General features: G+C 70.0%; 9 protein-coding genes. 7 read left to right on the top strand and 2 right to left on the bottom strand.

All coding sequences use genetic code 11. The annotated features are described in order from the left end of the window. The first annotated feature begins 77 nt into the window (after positions 1-77). Together WV31_RS17530 and WV31_RS17525 are read left to right on the top strand one after the other, a co-directional pair. On the top strand, positions 78-647 hold the full coding sequence (locus WV31_RS17530) for a septation protein A (protein ID WP_085374777.1): 570 nt from the start codon (positions 78-80) through the stop codon (positions 645-647). A gap of 191 nt (positions 648-838) precedes the next feature. Continuing rightward, entirely contained in the window at positions 839-9,292 is an 8,454-nt protein-coding gene (locus WV31_RS17525; RefSeq protein WP_145980900.1) for a hypothetical protein, read from the top strand. Here WV31_RS17525 and WV31_RS17520 read toward each other — a convergent pair. Further along, complete coding sequence (locus tag WV31_RS17520) at positions 9,289-9,675, bottom strand: hypothetical protein (RefSeq protein ID WP_085374775.1); 387 nt, start codon at positions 9,673-9,675, stop codon at positions 9,289-9,291. The genes WV31_RS17525 and WV31_RS17520 overlap by 4 nt on opposite strands. A gap of 4 nt (positions 9,676-9,679) precedes the next feature. Further along, entirely contained in the window at positions 9,680-10,582 is a 903-nt protein-coding gene (ygfZ, locus tag WV31_RS17515; protein ID WP_085374774.1) for a CAF17-like 4Fe-4S cluster assembly/insertion protein YgfZ, read from the bottom strand. 96 nt (positions 10,583-10,678) lie between these two features. On the opposite strand from ygfZ, the gene WV31_RS17510 reads away from it, so the two are divergent. From WV31_RS17510 to WV31_RS17490, 5 genes are all read left to right on the top strand, one after another. Continuing rightward, complete coding sequence (locus tag WV31_RS17510; RefSeq protein WP_085374773.1) at positions 10,679-11,701, top strand: glycosyltransferase; 1,023 nt, start codon at positions 10,679-10,681, stop codon at positions 11,699-11,701. After that, entirely contained in the window at positions 11,698-12,726 is a 1,029-nt protein-coding gene (locus WV31_RS17505) for a glycosyltransferase (RefSeq protein WP_085374772.1), read from the top strand. Before WV31_RS17510 ends, WV31_RS17505 begins: the two co-directional genes overlap by 4 nt. A 130-nt stretch (positions 12,727-12,856) precedes the next feature. Next, positions 12,857-14,617, top strand: coding sequence for an asparagine synthase (glutamine-hydrolyzing) (asnB, locus tag WV31_RS17500; RefSeq protein ID WP_085374771.1), 1,761 nt, complete (start codon positions 12,857-12,859; stop codon positions 14,615-14,617). Positions 14,618-14,646: 29 nt separating this feature from the next. Further along, the gene (locus tag WV31_RS17495) at positions 14,647-15,978 is read left to right on the top strand and encodes a dihydroorotase (RefSeq protein ID WP_085374770.1); all 1,332 of its coding nucleotides are present in this window, start codon (positions 14,647-14,649) and stop codon (positions 15,976-15,978) included. 6 nt (positions 15,979-15,984) lie between these two features. Next, positions 15,985-18,042 (top strand): ATP-binding protein, encoded by a 2,058-nt coding sequence (locus tag WV31_RS17490; protein WP_237051350.1) that lies wholly within the window; start codon positions 15,985-15,987, stop codon positions 18,040-18,042. The last annotated feature ends 33 nt before the right edge of the window (positions 18,043-18,075 follow it).

The following is an 18,075-nucleotide window of genomic DNA, read 5'->3' as shown; positions in this document are numbered from 1 at the left end:
TGGAACTTTACCTTGCGCCCCCCCATGTGGCAGGTTGCCCGCCAGTGTTTCCCACCTGCCCAGGACAATACGCCGCCATGCAAAACAACGCCCCCAAATGGCTGAAGCCCGCCGTGGATTTCGGGCCGCTGGCGGTGTTCCTGGGGCTTTACTGGCTGAAGGGCCTGCTGCCCGCCACCGCCGCGCTGATAGCGGCGACGGCGGTGGCCCTGGTGCTGTCCTTCGCCGTCACCCGCAAGGTCGCCCTGATGCCGCTGGTCACCGCCCTGGTGGTGGGCGTGTTCGGCGGCCTCACCCTGTGGCTGAACGACGAGACCTTCATCATGATGAAGCCGTCCATCGTCTATGGCCTGTTCGCGGCCGTGCTGGGCGGCGGCCTGATCTTGAAGCGCCCCACGGTCAAGGCGGTGCTGGGCGAGGCGCTGGCCCTCGACGACGACGGCTGGCGGGCCCTGTCGCTGCGCTTTTGCCTGTTCTTCATCGCCATGGCCCTGCTGAACGAGGTGGTGCGCCGCGTCGCCAGCCTGGACGTCTGGGTCTTGTGGAAGGTGCCGGGCAGCATGGCGCTCACCTTCGTCTTCATGCTGTTCCAGATGCCGCTGATCCGCCGGCACATGGTCGAAGAGGCTGCCTCGCCCGGCGAATGAGGCAAGATCGGCCCGGCAAAATCTGCACCAGGCAAAATTTGCCGGGACGCGACTCCCGTTCATCCTTATAAGAAACATAGGAATACGCCCGCATCCCATTACGGGCAGGGCTCGGCATGCTTTTTGCGTTGCCACGCGAAATCAGGTCTGGCGTCGCCGCGATCCGCTAGGGTTCGGCCGGAGAAGCACACATGGTCTCGTCCATATCGTCATTGAATGAGGCGCAGATCGCTCAGCTGAGCGGCGCGGCCATTCGGGACCTGACCGCGTCGGACATCCGCGAGCTCAGCTCGTTCCAGGTCGCCGCCTTCACCGTCGAGCAGATCCAGGAATTCAGCGCCACCCAGCTGGCCTCGCTCAGCACCGCCCAGATGACGGGGCTGACCGAGACCCAGATCGGCAGCCTGTCCCCCTCCCAGGTGGCGTTCAGCGGCGAGCAATTGTCGGTGCTGCTCGACGCCCAGTTCGATGCCTTCGGAGTCGACGTCATCTCGTCGCTGTCGGCCTTGCAGATCAAGGGACTGACCGCCACCGACCTGGGCGAGATGACGGTGACCCAGTTCCGCGCCCTGGCGCCCAGCCAGCTGTCGGTGCTGTCGGCCACCCAGGTGCGCGGCCTGACCATTACCGAGGCCGGGGCGCTCACCGCCACCCAGATGACCGGCCTGGGAGCCAGCCAGATCGCCGCCATGACCGGCACCCAGATAGGCGGACTGGCCAGCGAGACCCTGGCCTCGCTGACCCCGGCCCAACTGGGCGGCCTGTCCATCACCGGCATGCTGGCGCTTTCCTCCGCCCAGGTCTCGGCCTTCAGCGCCACCCAGGTGGGGGCGCTGTCCACCATCCAGCTGCGCGGCCTGACCCAGACGGCGTCGGGCGCCCTCGGCCCCGACCAGATCGCCGCCTTGAGCGCCGACCAGGTGGCGGCGCTCAGCGCCTTCGGCATCCAGGGGCTGGCCGAGACCCAGATCGCGGCCATGACCGCCACCCAGATGGCGGCCATCACCGCCTCGCAGTTCCAGTTCCTCAGCACCACCGCCATCGCCACCCTGACGCCGACCCAGATGGCGGGCTTAAGCCCGACCCAGCTGGGGGCCATGACCGCCAAGCAGGTGGGCGGGCTGACCGACGCGCAATTGTCGGGGCTGACCTCCACCCAGCTTTCCTATCTGGCCACCCGCGCCGTGGCCGGGCTGGGCGCCACCCAGGTGGACCGGCTGTCCGCCGATCAGGTGGCGGTGTTGAGCACCAACCAGATCCGGGCGCTGTCCACCACGGCGGTGGAATCCCTGGACGCCACCCAGATCGCCGGCCTGTCGGCCAGCCAGATTGGGGCGCTGTCCACCTCGCAGTTCGCCACCTTCTCCACCATGGAGATCAGCGGGCTGTCGGCCGCCCAGGTGCGCGGGCTGACCTCCACCGATATCGGCGGGCTGACCCAGGAGCAGGTGGAGGCCCTGACGCCCACCCAGCTGGCGGCCTTCAACGCCACCCAGATCAAGGCGCTGACCGCCACCGAGATCGGCTATCTGTCGCCGGACCAGATCCAGGCCATGAGCGGCTCGCAGATCGCCGCCCTGGCGCTGACCGCCATGGCGGGGCTGGGGGCGACCCAGCTGCGCGCCCTGACCGCGACCCAGTTCGCCGCCCTGTCGGCCACCCAGATCGGCATGCTGGGCGCCGAGCAGATTCACGCCCTGGACACGACGCAGATCGCCGGCCTGAACCAGTATCAGGTCAAGGGCCTGGGCATACGCGCCCTGACCGAGTTCGACGAGACCCAGCTGGCCGCGCTCGGCACCGCCCAGATCGCCGCGCTCACCACCACGGCGCTGCGCGGCCTCAACGAATTCCAGGTGGCGCAGCTGAGCGCCGAGCAGCTGGGTGCGCTCAACCAGACCCAGCTGGGCGGATTGCTCTCCACCCAGCTGGCCGGACTGAGCCCGACCCAGATCGGCCAGTTGAGCACCACGCAGGTGGCGGGACTGAGCGCCACCCAGATCGCCAACCTGTCCGACGGGCAGATCGCCGCCATGGCCCCGGCCCAGCTGGGAGCGTTCAGCCTGATCCAGGTGCGCAGCCTGACGCCGGGCCAGCTGTCGGCGTTCACACCCACCCAGATGGCGGGATTGTCCACCACCCAGATGGGCGCGCTGACCGCCACCCAGATCAGGGGCCTGTCGGTCGAGGTCATCGAGACCCTGACCGATTCCCGGCTGGCGGCGCTGTCCTCGGCGCAGATGGGGGGGCTGAGCGTCGAACAGGCGGCGGCCCTGACCGAGACCACCCTGGACCGCCTGACCACCACCCAGCTGGGCGGGCTGACCGCCGGGCACATCCGGGGCTTGAGCGACGAGCAGTTCAACTCGCTGGACGCCACCCAGATCGGCGCGCTGTCCACCACCGGGCTTCTGGGCCTGTCCCAGGACCGGGTGGGCATGCTGAGCGAAACCCAGCTGGGCGGCCTGTCGGCCACCCAGATCGGCGGTCTGGGCATCCTCGCCCTGGCGGGCCTGAACGCCGATCAGGTCAGCCACCTGTCATCGGCCCAGTTGAAGGGCCTGTCGGAGACCCAGCTGGGGGCGCTGTCGCCCGATGCCTTGCCGGGACTGACGCCGGCGGCGCTGGGCGGCCTGTCCACCACCCAGATCACCGGGCTCACCGCCACCCAGATCGGCCTGTTGGACACCACCCAGCTGGGCGGATTGTCGCAGACGCAGATTTCGGCATTGCGCCCGACCCAGCTGGCCGGGCTGAGCCAGACCCAGCTGGGCGAGATGTCGGCGACCCAGGTCCGCGCGCTCACCGCCACCCAGATTTCCGCCCTGTCGGATACCGCCATCGCCGCCTTGTCGCCGTCGGCCGTGGCGGCGCTGTCCGTCACCCAGGTCCGGGGGCTGACCGCCACCAATATCGGCCAGCTGTCCGACAGCCAGCTGGCGGCGCTGGGATCGTCGCAGGTGGCGGCGCTGGGCGTCGGCGCCCTTCGCGCCCTGACCGAAGCCCAGGTGGCCATCCTGTCGGCCACCCAGATGGGGGCGCTGAGCATTACCCAGGTGGCCGGGCTGGCCAATTCCCAGGTGGCGGCGCTGACCCCCGATCAGGTGGCGCAGCTGTCCTTCACCCAGCTGCGCGCGCTCTCCACCGCTCAGCTGAACGCCATGAGCGGCACGCAGCTGCAGAGCCTGACCGCCACCGAGATGGCGGCCCTGACCGCCACCCAGATTCGCGGCCTGGGTGCCACCAGCCTGTCCGAACTGTCCACCACCCAGATCGGCCTGCTCAGCTTCACCCAGCTGATGTCCATGTCCAGCGCCGGCGTGTCCGGCCTGAGCAACAGCCAGATGGACGCCATGTCGGCGACCCAGATCCGGGTGCTGTCCACCACCCAGATCGCCGGCTTCAGCCCCGACCAGATCTCCAGCCTGTCGGCCACCGTACTGTCGTCGCTGACCCGCACCCAGTTCGGCGGCATGACCGCGACCCAGGTCGGCGCGCTGAGCCAGACCCAGATCGAAGGACTGGACGCCGCCAGCATCGCCGCCCTGTCCACCTCGGGGCTGGCCGGGCTGGCCGAGACCCAGGTGGCGGCCCTCACCGTCACCCAGCTGGGCGCGCTGACCCCCACCCAATTGGCCGGGCTGTCCGCCGCCCAGCTCTCGCAGCTGGACTCCACCGAGATCGGCGAGCTGTCCGTCACCCAGATCCGCGGCCTGACCGCCGCCCAGTTGGCCAGCCTGTCCACCACCCAGATCGGCGGACTGAGCCAGACCCAGCTGTCGGCCCTGTCCACCACCCAGATCGGCGGCCTGGGGGCGGCGCAGCTGGGCGCCCTGGGGGCCTCGCAGCTGGGCCAGCTGTCGGCCACCCAGGTCGGCGGCATCAGCAACACCGCCCTGTCGGGACTGTCCAGCGCCCTGATCGGCGCCCTGTCCACCACCCAGCTGCGTGCGCTGTCGGCCACCCAGATCGGCGCCCTGTCCGAGGACGGGCTGGACGGGCTGGATTACGACGAGCTGGCCGCGCTGTCGGCGTCGCAGATCCGCGGCCTGACCGCCACCCAGACGGCCAGCCTGGATTCGGCCCAGCTGGCGGCGCTCACCTCCACCCAGGTGGCCGCCATCAGCGTCACCGCCATGGCCGGCCTGTCCACCACCGGCATCGCCGGGCTGGCGCCGGCCCAGCTGGCGGCGCTCGCCACCACCCAGATCGCGGCGCTGGGCATGGAGCAGATCGGCGGCCTGGACACCTCGACCATCGCGGCGCTGTCCGTCACCCAGATCCGCGCCCTCGGCGCGTCGCAGCTGGCCGGGCTGTCGGCGAGCCAGCTGGGCGCCCTCACCACGACCCAGGTGGCGGCGCTGTCCACCACCCAGATGCGCAGCCTTGGCGGCGACACCATCGCCAATCTGGACGTCACCCAGTTCAGTTCCACCCAGATGGGGGCGCTGTCCGCCGCCGGGGTGAGCGGCCTCAGCCAGACCCAGGTCGCCCGGCTGTCCTCGACCCAGATGCGCGCCCTGTCGCCCGACCAGGTGGGATGGCTGTCGCCTACCCAGGTGGAAAGCCTGACCTCGGCCGAGCTGGGGGTGCTGACCGTCACCCAACTGTCGGGACTGACCGCGTCCCAGATGGGGGCGCTGACCACCACCACCCTGGACGGCCTGACCGCCACCCAGCTGGGGGCGCTGTCGGCCACGGCCATGAGCGGCCTCGCCGAGACCCAGATGTCCACCCTGGGCGAGACCCGCATCCGGGCGCTGTCCGCCACCCAGATCGGCGGGCTGAGCCAGGCCCAGGCCCAGGCCATGACCACCGGGCAGCTGGCGGCCCTGTCCATCACCCAGGTGACGGCGCTGGGCACCTCTGCCCTGGCCGCCCTCGGCGCCGCCCAGATCGAATCGCTCACCGCCACCCAGCTGCGGGTGCTGTCGGCCACCCAGCTTTCCGCCCTGTCCGAGGACGGGCTGGACGGCATGACGTCCACCGATCTGGCGGTGCTGTCCACCACCCAGCTGCGCGGCCTGACCGCCACCCAGCTGGAATCCCTGTCCACCACCCAGGTGGGGGCCTTCTCGACCTCGCAGCTGGGCGCATTGTCGGCCGGGGCCATGGCCGGGCTGACCAACAGCCAGATGGCCAGCCTCAGCGACACCCAGGTCAAGGCGTTCGGCGCGGCCCAGATCGCCGCGCTGAGCCAGGACCAGGTGGCCGGGCTGGGTGCCGCCACCCTGGCCGCCCTGACCAACACCCAGCTGCGCGGCCTGGGCGCCACCCAGCTGGCGGCGCTCAATGCCGGCCAGATCGCCGGGCTGAGCAACACCCAGCTGGCCGGCCTGTCCACCACCCAGATGCAGGGACTGGCCGCCGATACCGTGGCCAATCTCAGCACCAATCAGCTGTCCGCCTTCTCCGTCACCCAGATGGCGGCCATGTCCGCCTCGGGCATCGCCGGGCTGTCGGCCACCCAGATCGAAGCCCTCACCCCCACCCAGCTGCGGGCCTGGAGCGCGGCCCAGGTGGGTGCGCTGACCGGAGATCAGGTGAGCGGACTGTCGGCCACCGATCTGGGGGCGCTGACCGTCACCCAGCTGGGCGGCCTGACCGCCACCCAGGTGGCGTCGCTGTCCACCACCACGCTGTCGGGCATGACGGCGACCCAGATGGCGGCGCTGTCGGCCGGGGCGGTGGGCGGTCTGTCGCCCACCCAGATGGGAGTGTTCAGCGAGACCCGCATCCGGGCCATGACCCCCACCCAGATCGCCGGCCTGGGCGAGACCCAGCTGGGCGCCCTGGCCACCACCCAGCTGACCGCCCTGGGAGGCCCCCAGATCGCCGCCATCGCCGCCGGAGCCATCGACGGCCTGTCGTCGTCGCAGGTGGCCAGCCTGTCTTCCACCCAGTTGCGCTCGCTCAGCGCCTCCCAGCTGGCCGGGCTGTCGGAATCGGGCATCGACGGGCTTTCGGGCACCCAGATGGCCGCGCTGTCCACCACCCAGATCGCCGGCCTCGGCACCGAGCAGATGGCCGGCATGAGCACCACCCAGCTGGGCGCGCTGTCGGCCACCCAGGTGCGCAGCCTGGGCACGGCGCAATTGGGTGCCCTGGATTCGGCCCAGTTCGCCGGATTGTCCACCACCGGGCTGTCGGCGCTGACCGCCACCCAGGCGGCCGGGCTGGGCGGGGCGCAGCTGGGCGCCCTGGGTCCGGCCCAGATGAGCGTGCTGTCGGTCACCCAGATCCGCGCGCTGTCGGGGGCCAGCGTCGCCGGCCTGTCCACCACCGGCCTGGCGCAATTGTCCACCACCCAGCTGGGCGCCCTGTCCGCTACCCAGCTGGCCGCCATGAGCTCCACCCAGGTGGGAGGGCTCTCCACCACCGCCATGGCCGCGCTGACCAGTACCCAGATCGCCGGGCTGCGCGCCACCCAGGCGGCGGCCCTGTCCACCGCCCAACTGGCGGCGCTGTCCGTCACCCAGCTGCGCGCCCTGCCGGTGGCGACGCTGGCCGGCCTGACCGCCGAGCAGACCGCCGGCCTCAGCCTCGCCCAGGTGGCGGCCCTGTCCACCACCCAGGTGGCCGGCCTCAGCCAGACGGCGCTGTCCGGCCTGGGCTCCACCCAGGTGGCGGCGCTGTCGGCCACCCAGCTGCGGTCGCTCACCGCCCAGCAGATGGGTGGCCTCACCGCCACCCAGGTGGCGGGCCTGTCGGGAACCGCCTTCGCCGCGCTGTCCACCACCCAGTTGGCCGGCATGGGCAGCACCCAGATCGCGGCGCTGTCCACGGCGCAGGTGAGCCAGCTGACCGCCACCCAGATCGCTGCCCTGTCGGTGGGCGGCGTGGGCGGCCTCACCGGCGGCCAGATCGAGGCCATGACCGTCACCCAGCTGCGCGGCCTGTCGGCCACCCAGATCGGCCAGTTGTCCGAAACCGCGGTGGGCGACCTCACCACCGAGGATGTGGGGGCGCTCACCATCACCCAGATCCGGGGATTGCTGGCCGAGCAGGTGGACGAGCTGGACGAGACCCAGATCGGCGCCATGACGCCCACCCAGATCGCCGCCCTGACCGTCACCGCCGTGGCGGGGCTGGCCACCACCCAGATCCACGGCCTGTCCACCGCCCAGATGGGCGGCCTGTCGGTCAGCCACATGGCGGCGCTCAACACCACCGCCCTGGCCGCATTGTCGGCCACCCAGGTGGACGCCTTGTCGCTGACCCAGCTGCGCGGGCTGTCCGCCGCCCAGATGGGGAGCTTAAGCACCGCGCAGATCCAGGGGCTGTCCACCGCCGACCTGGCCGGGCTGTCCACCACCCAGCTGGCGGGCCTTGGCACCGCCGGCGTGCGGGCGCTGTCGGCCACCCAGATCGGCAGCCTGTCCACCACCTCGCTGACCGCCTTGTCCAACACCGGCCTGTCGGGCCTGGCTTCCAGCCAGCTGGCCGGATTGTCGTCCACTCAGATCCGCGGGCTGGCCGCCACCCAGATGGCGGCCCTGGCCACCGCGTCGCTCGCCGGGCTGACCTCGGCCCAGATGGGCGCGCTGTCCACCACCCAGCTGCGCGGCCTGACCGGCCCCCAGATGGGGGCGCTGGCCTCGGCCCAGCTGAGCGGCCTCAACACCACCCAGGTGGGATCGCTGGCCGCCACCCAGCTGGCGGGACTGACCGCCACCGGCATCGGCTCGCTGTCCAACACCCAGGTGCGCGGCCTGTCGACCACCCAGATCGCCTCGCTGTCGACCACCGGCATCGGCGGCCTGACCGGAACCCAGCTGGGGGCGCTGTCCACCACCCAGCTGCAGGCGGTGACCGTCACCCAGATGGGGGCTCTCACCACCACCCAGGTCGGCGGACTGACCGCCACCGAAATCGATGCGCTGACCACCACCCAGCTGGGCGGAATATCGGCCAGCGGCATCGCGTCGCTGTCCACCACACAGGTGCAGGCGCTCTCCACCACCCAGATTTCGTCGCTGTCGCAATACGGCATCTGGGGCATGACCGTCACCGAGCTGTCGGCGCTGTCCACCACCCAGATCGGAGCGCTGCCCCCGTCCCAGGTCAACGCCCTGTCGCCCACCAGCATCGTCGGGCTGAGCGCCGAGCAGCTGGCCAGCCTGGACGCCACCCAGTTCTACGCCCTGGCCGGGGAACAGATCGCCGCGCTGACGCCGACCCAGATCGGCGGCCTGTCCACCTCGCAGATCGCCCAGATGGACAGCGAGCAGTTGGGCTCGCTGACCCGCATGCAGATCCGCGCCCTGTCCACCACCCAGGTGCAGGCGCTGACCGACACCCAGATCCAGGCGCTTTCCACGGTTCAGGTGACCAACCTCACCGGCGTCCAGCTGCAGGCGCTGACCAACACCCAGTTCGCCCGCCTGTCGGCCACCCAGATCCGTGCCATGACGCCCACCCAGGTCAGCAATCTCAGCACCACCGAGATGGCGTCGCTGTCGGCCGGCCAGCTGAGCGGCCTGACCACCACCCAGGTCGGCAATCTCAGCACCACCAACGTGGCGGCGCTGGCCCCGATTCAGATCGAGGCTCTGACCGCCACCCAGGTGGACGCCTTCACCACCACCCAGATCGCCGGCATGACGCCCGAGCAGATCGCCGCCCTGGAATCGGCCGTCGCCTAAGCCTCGGCCGGGACCTTCTCGGCCAGGACCAGCAATTGGCCGCCGGTCTCGACCACCGCCTCGCGGATTCCGTCGCCCGGCGCCGCCTGCTCGACGATGGCGGCCATGGGCGACAGCCGCGCCTTGGCCTCGTCCAGGGACGAGACGTAGACATAGGGCGTGGTGCGGTCGAGCAGCAGCGCCACGGTCAGCGGGCTGAACTGCCGCTCCATGTAGGATTTGGTCGCCACCACGTGGTAGGTGGGACCGGCGCGCAAGCCCACACAGCCCGCGTCGCCGCTTTCCACCGGCTCGAAGCCCAGAGCCACGTAGGTGGCCACCGTCTCCGCCATATCCGCCACCACGGTCAGCGGCGTCACCCGCCGGGCCAGCCCGTCGTCCATGACGTCACTCACCTTCGGGGAACACCGCCCATTTGGGCCGGGCGGCGATCAGCGTGGCTCCGCCCGCCGACAGCCCGGCGCCCCCTTGGGCCCGGAACTGCTCGAGCCGCACCAGGGCGAGGCCGCTGGCGCCCGAGGCCGAGCGCATCTCACCCGCTTCCACCTCGCCCAGCAGGATCGGCGTGCCGGGGGCGGGAACGGGACCGTCGATGCTGACCGGCATCAGGCGCTTCTTCACCAGGCCGCGATACTTGGTCCGGGCCGTCAGCTCCTGGCCCATGTAGCAGCCCTTGTTGAAATCGACGCCGTTCAGCTCCTCGAAGCCGTTTTCCAGCAGGATGGCCTTTTCCACCTCCAGGTCGCGCGACCCGTCGGGCAGGCCGAGGCGGATGCGGGCCTGATCCCACGCCTCGAACGGCGCGGGCTTGAAGTCGTTGGCTTCCAGCACGCGGGGCCCGCCATCGGCGGGCAGCAGGGCGCGCAGGCCGGCTTCGGCCAGACGGGGATCGACGAAGACGGTGCCGCCGGCGAATTCCGTCGCCGCGCCGGCCTCGGAGCCGAGATCGAAAGCGGCTGCCGCGCCCTCGCCCAGCAGCGCGAACACCGCCATGTTGGCGGCTGCGCCGACGCTCACCTTGGAGCGCAGCTTGTACATGGAGAGCTTCTTCCTCAGCTCCTCGATGCGCGCCGCCTCGGCCTCGATCAGGAAGACCTCGCCCAGTTCCACCACGAACAGGTCGTAGAGGAACTTGCCCTGGGGGGTGAGCAGGGCGGTGAACACGGCCCGGTCGCCGGCCACCTTGTTCATGTCGTTGGAAACCAGTCCCTGCAGGAAGGTCCGGCGATCCTCGCCTCCCACTTCCAGCACGGCGCGCTGCTCCAGACGCACGAAGACCTTGTCGCTCATTGTCGCACTTCCTTTCCGACTCCCCTTCCGAACTGAAGGGTGGGTCAAACCAGCCGGGATGACAAGCCCCACTCGCCGCCTTATAAGATTCCCACCATGCATATCACCCTCGTGGACGATTCCATCCCCTTCGACGGCTATTCCGCCGCGTCGCGCCCGCTGGGCGGGGCCGAGAAGGCCTTCGCCTCGCTGCCCGGCGCCCTGGCCCGCCTCGGCCATACCGTGCAGGTGTTCAACCGCTGCCGCTGGGGCATGCACATCGAAAGCGCCCAGTGGGAGACCTTCGACGGCAAGAAGCCGCTGAGGACCGACGCGCTGATCGCCTTTCGCAAGCCGGCGCTGCTGGAATTCGTCCGCCATGCCGGCAAGCGGGTGTTCTGGCACACCGGGCCGGGCCGCATGCTGGAGCGCGCCGCCACGCGCGCCATGCTCGATACCCACAAGCCGCTGCTGCTGCTGGTGGCCGAGGCCCAGGCCCGCGACTTCCAGGCCAAGGGACTGGCCGCCGGCCTGCTGCCCATGGCGGTGCGTCCCGATTACCTGAACGTCTCGCCCAGGCCCCAGGACCCGCCGCGCGCCGTGGTCACCACCCATCCCGCCCACGGCCTGGACTGGCTGGTGGACCTGTGGGTGAGGAAGATCCGCCCCAAGGTGCCCGACGCCGAGTTGCACGTCCATTCCATGACCCTGGCCGCCGCCGCCGAGGGCAGCGCGGTGGAGGAAGGCCTGCGCCCCCTGGCCGCCAAGGTGCTGGAGGCCGCCGCCCACGGCGTGGTGGTGACCCGGCCCCAGGGCGACCACCTGATGAGCGCCGCCCTGTCGGAAGCCCGCGTCCACCTCTATCCCGGCCATGCCGACGACATGGGCTGCTTCACCCTGATGGAAAGCCAGGCTTCGGGCTGCCCGGCGGTGATCCGCCCGCTTGGCGCGGCAAGCGAGCGCATCATCGACGGGGTGACCGGCTATTCCGCCCCCGACGACGACGCCTTCGCCAATCTGGCCGTCATGCTGTTGACCGACCGGTCGGTCCAGCAAACCATGGGCGCCGAGGCCCGCGCCGCCTGGAAGGCCCGGACCTGGGACGGCGTGGCGGCGACGCTCGAAGGCTGGCTCAGATGACGCGGCTGCTCCAGGCCATGGCCGGTGCGCCCCATGGCGGAGCCGAGGCGTTCTTCGAGCGCCTGGCCCCCGCTTTGGCCCGCGCCGGAGTGACCCAGCGCCTGCTGATCCGCGATAATCCCAAGCGCGCCGAGCAGCTGCGCGCCCAGGGCCTGGACGTGGTGGAAGCCCCCTTCGGCGGCGCGCTCGACCTCGTCACCCACTGGCGCTTCGGCCGCGAGGTCAAGGACTTCCGGCCCGACATCGTGCTGACCTGGATGAACCGGGCCAGCCGCTTCGTGCCCAGGGGCCCCCATGTGACGGTGGGCCGCCTGGGCGGCTATTACGACCTGAAATATTACCGCCAGTGCGACCACCTGATCGGCAACACCCCCGACATCCGCGACTGGATCATCGCGCAAGGACGACCGGCCGGGCAGGTTCACTACGTCCCCAATTTCGTCGCCGACTCACGCGGCGCCACCCCGGTGCCGCGCGCCTCGTTCGACACGCCGCCGGGGGCCAGGCTGATCGTCGCCATGGGCCGCCTGCACGCCAACAAGGCCTTCGACGTGCTGCTGCGGGCGGTGGAGCAGATTCACGACTGCTATCTGTGGATCGCCGGCGAAGGGCCCCAGCGGGCCGAGCTGGAAGCCCTGGCCGCCCATCTGTCGGTCAAGCCCCGGGTGCGCTTCCTGGGTTGGCGCGACGACGTGGCGGCGCTGTACGCCACCGGCGACCTGTTCGTCTGCCCGTCCCGCCACGAGCCCCTGGGCAATGTGGTGATCGAGGCCTGGGCCGCCGCCCGGCCCGTCATCGCGGCGGCCTCCCAGGGGCCGAAACAGCTGATCACCGACGGCGTCGACGGATTGCTGGTGCCGGTGGACGACGACCAGGCCCTGAGCGAAGCCATCCGCCGCCTGCTGGACCAGCCCGATGCCGCCCGCGCCCTGGCCGAAGCGGGCCGCAGCGCCTACGAGCGCCAGTTCACGGAAGCCGCCGTGGTGGCGCGCTATCTCGACTTCTTCGACAAGGTGAAGCGATGACCTCCCCTGTCATCCTGACGACCAACGGGAGGACGGATCTCATCCTGATCCGGCGTTTCAGAATCGGCACGATTGGAGCAGGCGGAGATCCCTCGCCTGCACTCGGGATGACAAACAGGGAGCGACGCTGATGTGCGGCATCGCCGGCCTGATGACCGCGGGCGCTCCGCCCGACGAGACGGTGCTGGACAAGCTGGCCGACGCCCTGGCCCATCGCGGCCCCGACGGGCGCGGCCGCCATGTGGCGGGCAATGTGGGGCTGGTGCAGAACCGCCTGTCCATCATCGACCTGGAAGGCGGACGGCAGCCCATCCTGGACGGGGCGGGCAACGCCATCGTCGCCAATGGCGAGGTCTACAACTACCTGGAGCTGAAGGCGGACATGGCGGGGCAAAGCTTCGCCACCGGTTCCGATTGCGAGCCGCCGCTGCATCTCTACCGCCACCAGGGACCGGCCTTCGCCCGGTCCTTGCGCGGCATGTACGCCATCGCCATCCATGACGGCGGGGCGGACAAGCTGATCCTCAGCCGCGACCCCTTCGGCATCAAGCCGCTCTATCTGGTGGAATCCTCCCCCGGCCTGGCCTTCGCCTCCGAGCCCCAGGCCCTGGTGGCGGCCGGACAGGTCAAGGCGGACATCGACCCGGTCGCCCTGGCCGAGCTGCTGCAACTGCAGTTCACCACCGGGACAAGGACCATCTTCAAGGGCGTCCGCCGCCTCAGCCCCGGCGAGACGGTGGTGGCCGAAGCGGGCTGCGTCAGCGAAAGCCGCCGCCTGCCCGCCCTGCCCGCCGGCGGGCCTGTCGAGGACAGCCCCGACCGCCTGCTGGACGAGCTGGACGACACCCTGACCGAATCGGTGGAACTGCACCAGCGCTCGGACGTGCCCTACGGCATGTTCCTGTCGGGCGGCATCGATTCCTCGGTGGTGCTGGCCCTGATGGCGCGGCTCAATCCCAGGGGCGTGCTGGCGTTTACCGCCGGCTTCCCCGGCACCAAGGCCCATGACGAGCGCGCCCACGCCCGCGAACTGGCCCGCACGGTAGGCGCGCGGCATGTGGAGGTGGAGTTCGGGGAAAGCGACTTCTGGTCCCTGCTGCCCCAGGTCGCCGCCGCCATGGACGACCCGGCCGCCGATTACGCCTGCCTGCCCACCTTCAAGCTGGCCCGGGAGGCGAGGACGGAGGTCAAGGTCATCCTGTCGGGCGAGGGCGGCGACGAGCTGTTCGGCGGCTATGGCCGCTATCGCCACGCCATGCGCCCCTGGCCCCTGACCAAGCCCATGCGCAGAAAGGGCACCTTCGACGGTCTGGACGGACTTTTGCGCGACGGCGTTCTCAACCACTGGCGCCACGGCATGAAGCTGGCCGAACGGGCCGAGGCCATGCCCGGCCGCACCCGGCTGCAGACCGCCCAGGCGGTGGATTGCGCCGACTGGCTGCCCAACGACCTTTTGACCAAGGCCGACCGCTGCCTGATGGCCAACGGCATCGAGGGCCGCGTACCCTTCCTCGATCCGGTGGTGGCGGCCTTCGCCTTCCGCCTGCCCGACCACATGAAGGTGAGGAAGGGCCTGGGCAAGTGGCTGCTGCGCCGCTGGCTGGAAACGGCGCTGCCCGCCGCCCGGCCCTTCGACAAGAAGCGCGGCTTCACCGTTCCCGTGGGCGAATGGATCGCCACCCGCCCCGAGATCGGCGCCCTGGTGGCCCATCAGCCGGGCATCGAGGAAATCTGCCATCCCGGCAAGGTGAAACGCCTGTTCAAGGATTGCGCCAAGGACACCGCCTTCGCCTGCTGGACGCTGCTGTTCTATGCCCTTTGGCATCAAAGGCATATTCTCGGCCGGATTCCGAGTGGTGATACCTTTTCCGAACTGGCGGAACGGATATAATCCTTCGATATTCTGTTTGGAGAGGTGCCATGGCCCAGACCTTCGACCTGATCCTGCGCAATGGCATGGTGGTGACGCCCAGCGGCACGCTGCGCACCAACATCGCCGTCAGCGACGGCCGCATCCGGGCCATCGGCGATCTGCTGGGCGCCTCGGCCGCCGACGACGTCGACCTGCGCGGGCTGACCGTGCTGCCGGGCGTCATCGACACCCAGGTGCATTTCCGCGAACCGGGCCTGGAGCACAAGGAAGACCTGGAGAGCGGCACGCGGGCCGCCGCCCAGGGCGGCGTGGTGGCCATCTTCGAGATGCCCAACACCAAGCCGTCCACCACCACCGCCGACGCCATCCGCGACAAGCTGGAGCGCGCCCGGGGCCGCGCCTGGGTGGACCATGCCTTCTTCATCGGCGCGGCGTCCGACAACATCGAGAATCTGGCCGAATGGGAGCGCATCCCCGGCTGCGCCGGCATCAAGATCTTCATGGGGTCTTCCACCGGCAACCTGCTGGTGGCCGACGACGAGACCCTGGCCCGGGTGCTGGCCCAGGGCTTCCGCCGCGTCGCCGTCCATTGCGAGGACGAGGGCCGCCTGATCGAGCGCAAGCACGTGGCCGAGGAAGGGGCGCACCCCCGCGTCCACCACCAGTGGCGCGACGTCGAGACCGCGCTGATGGCCAGCAAGCGCCTGATCGCCCTGGCGGAGAAGGCCGGGCGCCGCGTCCACGTGCTGCACGTCACCACCGCCGAGGAGATGGAGTTCCTGGCCGGGCACAAGGACATCGCCACGGTGGAGACCACGCCCCAGCACCTGACCCTGGCGGCACCCGAATGCTACGAGCGCCTCGGCACCTATGCCCAGATGAATCCGCCCATCCGCGGCGCCCGGCACCGCGACGCCCTGTGGGCCGCCATCGCCGACGGGGTGGTGGACGTGCTGGGCTCGGACCACGCGCCCCACACCCGCGAGGAAAAGGACAAGCCCTATCCCCAAAGCCCGTCCGGCATGACCGGGGTGCAGACCCTGGTGCCGCTGATGCTCGACCACGTCAACCACGGCCGCCTCAGCCTGGAGCGGCTGGTGGACCTGACCAGCGGCGGCCCGGCCCGGATCTACAACATCACCGGCAAGGGCCGCATCGCGGTGGGCTATGACGCGGATTTCACCGTGGTCGACATGAAGGCCGAACGCACCATCACCAACGACTGGATCGAAAGCCGCTGCGGCTGGACGCCCTTCGACGGCCAGAAGGTCACGGGATGGCCCATCGCCACCATCGTGCGCGGCCAGACGGTGATGCGCGACGGGCAATTGCTGGGAAGTGCGGCGGGCGAGCCCGTCCGCTTCCAGGAAAGCCGGTAGCAGGCAGTGGATTTCCGCCCCTCCAGCCGCAGAATCGTGGTGGGGTTGCTGGGGGCCATGCTCCTGGTGCTGTGGGGATTCGTCGCCTATTGGTCCTGGTCCCAGCGCAAGGGGGTCCTGGCGTCGAACGCGGTGATCCTCGAGCAGCTGACCACCGCGGCCGAGGAACAGACGCTGCGGCTGTTCCGCCATGCCGAGACCTCGCTGGCGGTCAGCAATCTGTGGCTGGCCGAGCACCCCCAGTTCGACCCCGGCGAATCGCCGGCCTTCATCGCCCTGGTGGACCGCCTGCGCCAAATGTCGGACGGCATGCTGGACGTCCGCATGGTGACGCGCTCGGGCGGGCTGCACTACATCCCCAAGCGCGGCCCGAAGCCGCTGGCCGACGTCTCCGACCGCGATTATGTCAAGGCGCAGGCGCGCTTCGAGACGCGCGGCTTCTTCATCGGCAATCCGGTGGTCAGCCGGGTCAGCGGAAAATGGGGAATTCCCGTCTCGGTTCCGGTGGACAAGGGCGGCGGCGACGTGAATGTGCTGTTCGCCGCCATCGAGCTGGACCGCATCGCCAAGACCTTCGAGGCCGAGCGCATCAAACCGTCCGGCTCCATCGCCATCTTGAGGGCCGACGGCACCTTCCTGTTCCGCGTGCCCCAGGAAGACCACGTCATCGGCATCAACATCGCCGACACGCCGTCCTACAAGAACAATTACGCCCTGGCGCTGAAGGGCATCTTCCGCTCGGCCAGCCAGTTCGTCGACGGCAAGGAGCGGCTGGTATCGTTCCAGCGGCTGCGCGACTATCCCCTGATCGTCATCGTCACCGCCGGCATCGACGATCTGCTGGCGCCCTGGCGGCGCCAGACGGCCACCCTGGCCTCCATCGCCGGTCTGGTGACCCTGGCCTTTTCGCTGCTGGCCCTGATCCTGCTGCGCGCCATGAAGGCCGAGGAGCAGGCGCAGATGGCCACCGACCGCGCCCGGCGCGAGGCCGAGCTGATCCTGTCCACGGCGGGCGAAGGGATTTGCGGCATCGACGCCCGGGGAAAGGTGACCTTCATGAACCCCGCCGCGCGGGAAGCGCTGGGATGGGAACACGAAGACCCCATCGGCATCGACCTGCACGCCGCCAACCACCACAGCCATCAGGACGGCTCGGCCTATCCCCACGAGAACTGCCCCGTCCTGGGGACCCTGCGCGACGGCCAGACCCGCGAGGTGCAGGGCGAGACCTTCTGGCGCACCAACGGCGGCAGCTTTCCGGTGGAGTTCATCGTCACCGGCATCTGGGACGGGGACACGGTCAAGGGCGCCGTCCTGGTGTTCCGCGACATCTCCGAACGCCTGGCGGCCGAACGGGCCATGACCCAGCAGGCCACCGAACTGGCCCGGTCCAACGCCGATCTCGAACAATTCGCCTATATCGCCAGCCACGACCTGCGCGAGCCGCTGCGCCAGGTGGCCAGCTTCGTCTCGCTGCTGGAACGCCGCTACGGCGCGACACTCGACGCCGACGCGCGCGACTACATCACCTATGCCCGCGAAGGCGCCAAGCGCATGGACCGGCTGATGATCGACCTCTTGGAGTTTTCCCGCATCGGCCACCGCGCCCTGCCGGTGGAAGCGGTCAATCTGGGCGATGCCATCGACGAGGCCATCGCCAACCTGCGCACCACCATCGTGGAGACCGGCGCCCAGGTGGAGCGGGCGCCGGGCATGCCGGTCCTTGATCTGGTGCGCGACGACATGGTCCGGCTGTTCCAGAACCTGATCGGCAACGCGCTGAAATACCGCCACCCGGAGCGTACCCCCATCGTCAGGGTCACCGCCGGCAAGACGGAGGGCGGCTGGGTGATCTCGGTCGCCGACAACGGCATGGGCATCGATCCGCAATTCTCGGAACGCATCTTCGGCATCTTCCAGCGCCTGCACACCCGCGACAAGTTCGAGGGCACCGGCATCGGCCTGGCCATCGTCAAGAAGATCGTCGAACGGGCCGGCGGGCGCGTCTGGGTCGAATCCGCCGCCGGCGAGGGCAGCACGTTCAAGGTCTTCTTGCCGGCTTGACCGCCATCATGCCGGGAGCCTCAGCACCGCGCT

Origin of the sequence: Magnetospirillum sp. ME-1, assembly GCF_002105535.1 — a bacterium.
Taxonomy (GTDB): Bacteria; Pseudomonadota; Alphaproteobacteria; order Rhodospirillales; family Magnetospirillaceae; genus Phaeospirillum.
The sequence above is the reverse complement of the archived record's forward strand: the minus strand, read 5'-3'. Positions and strand labels throughout refer to the sequence as shown.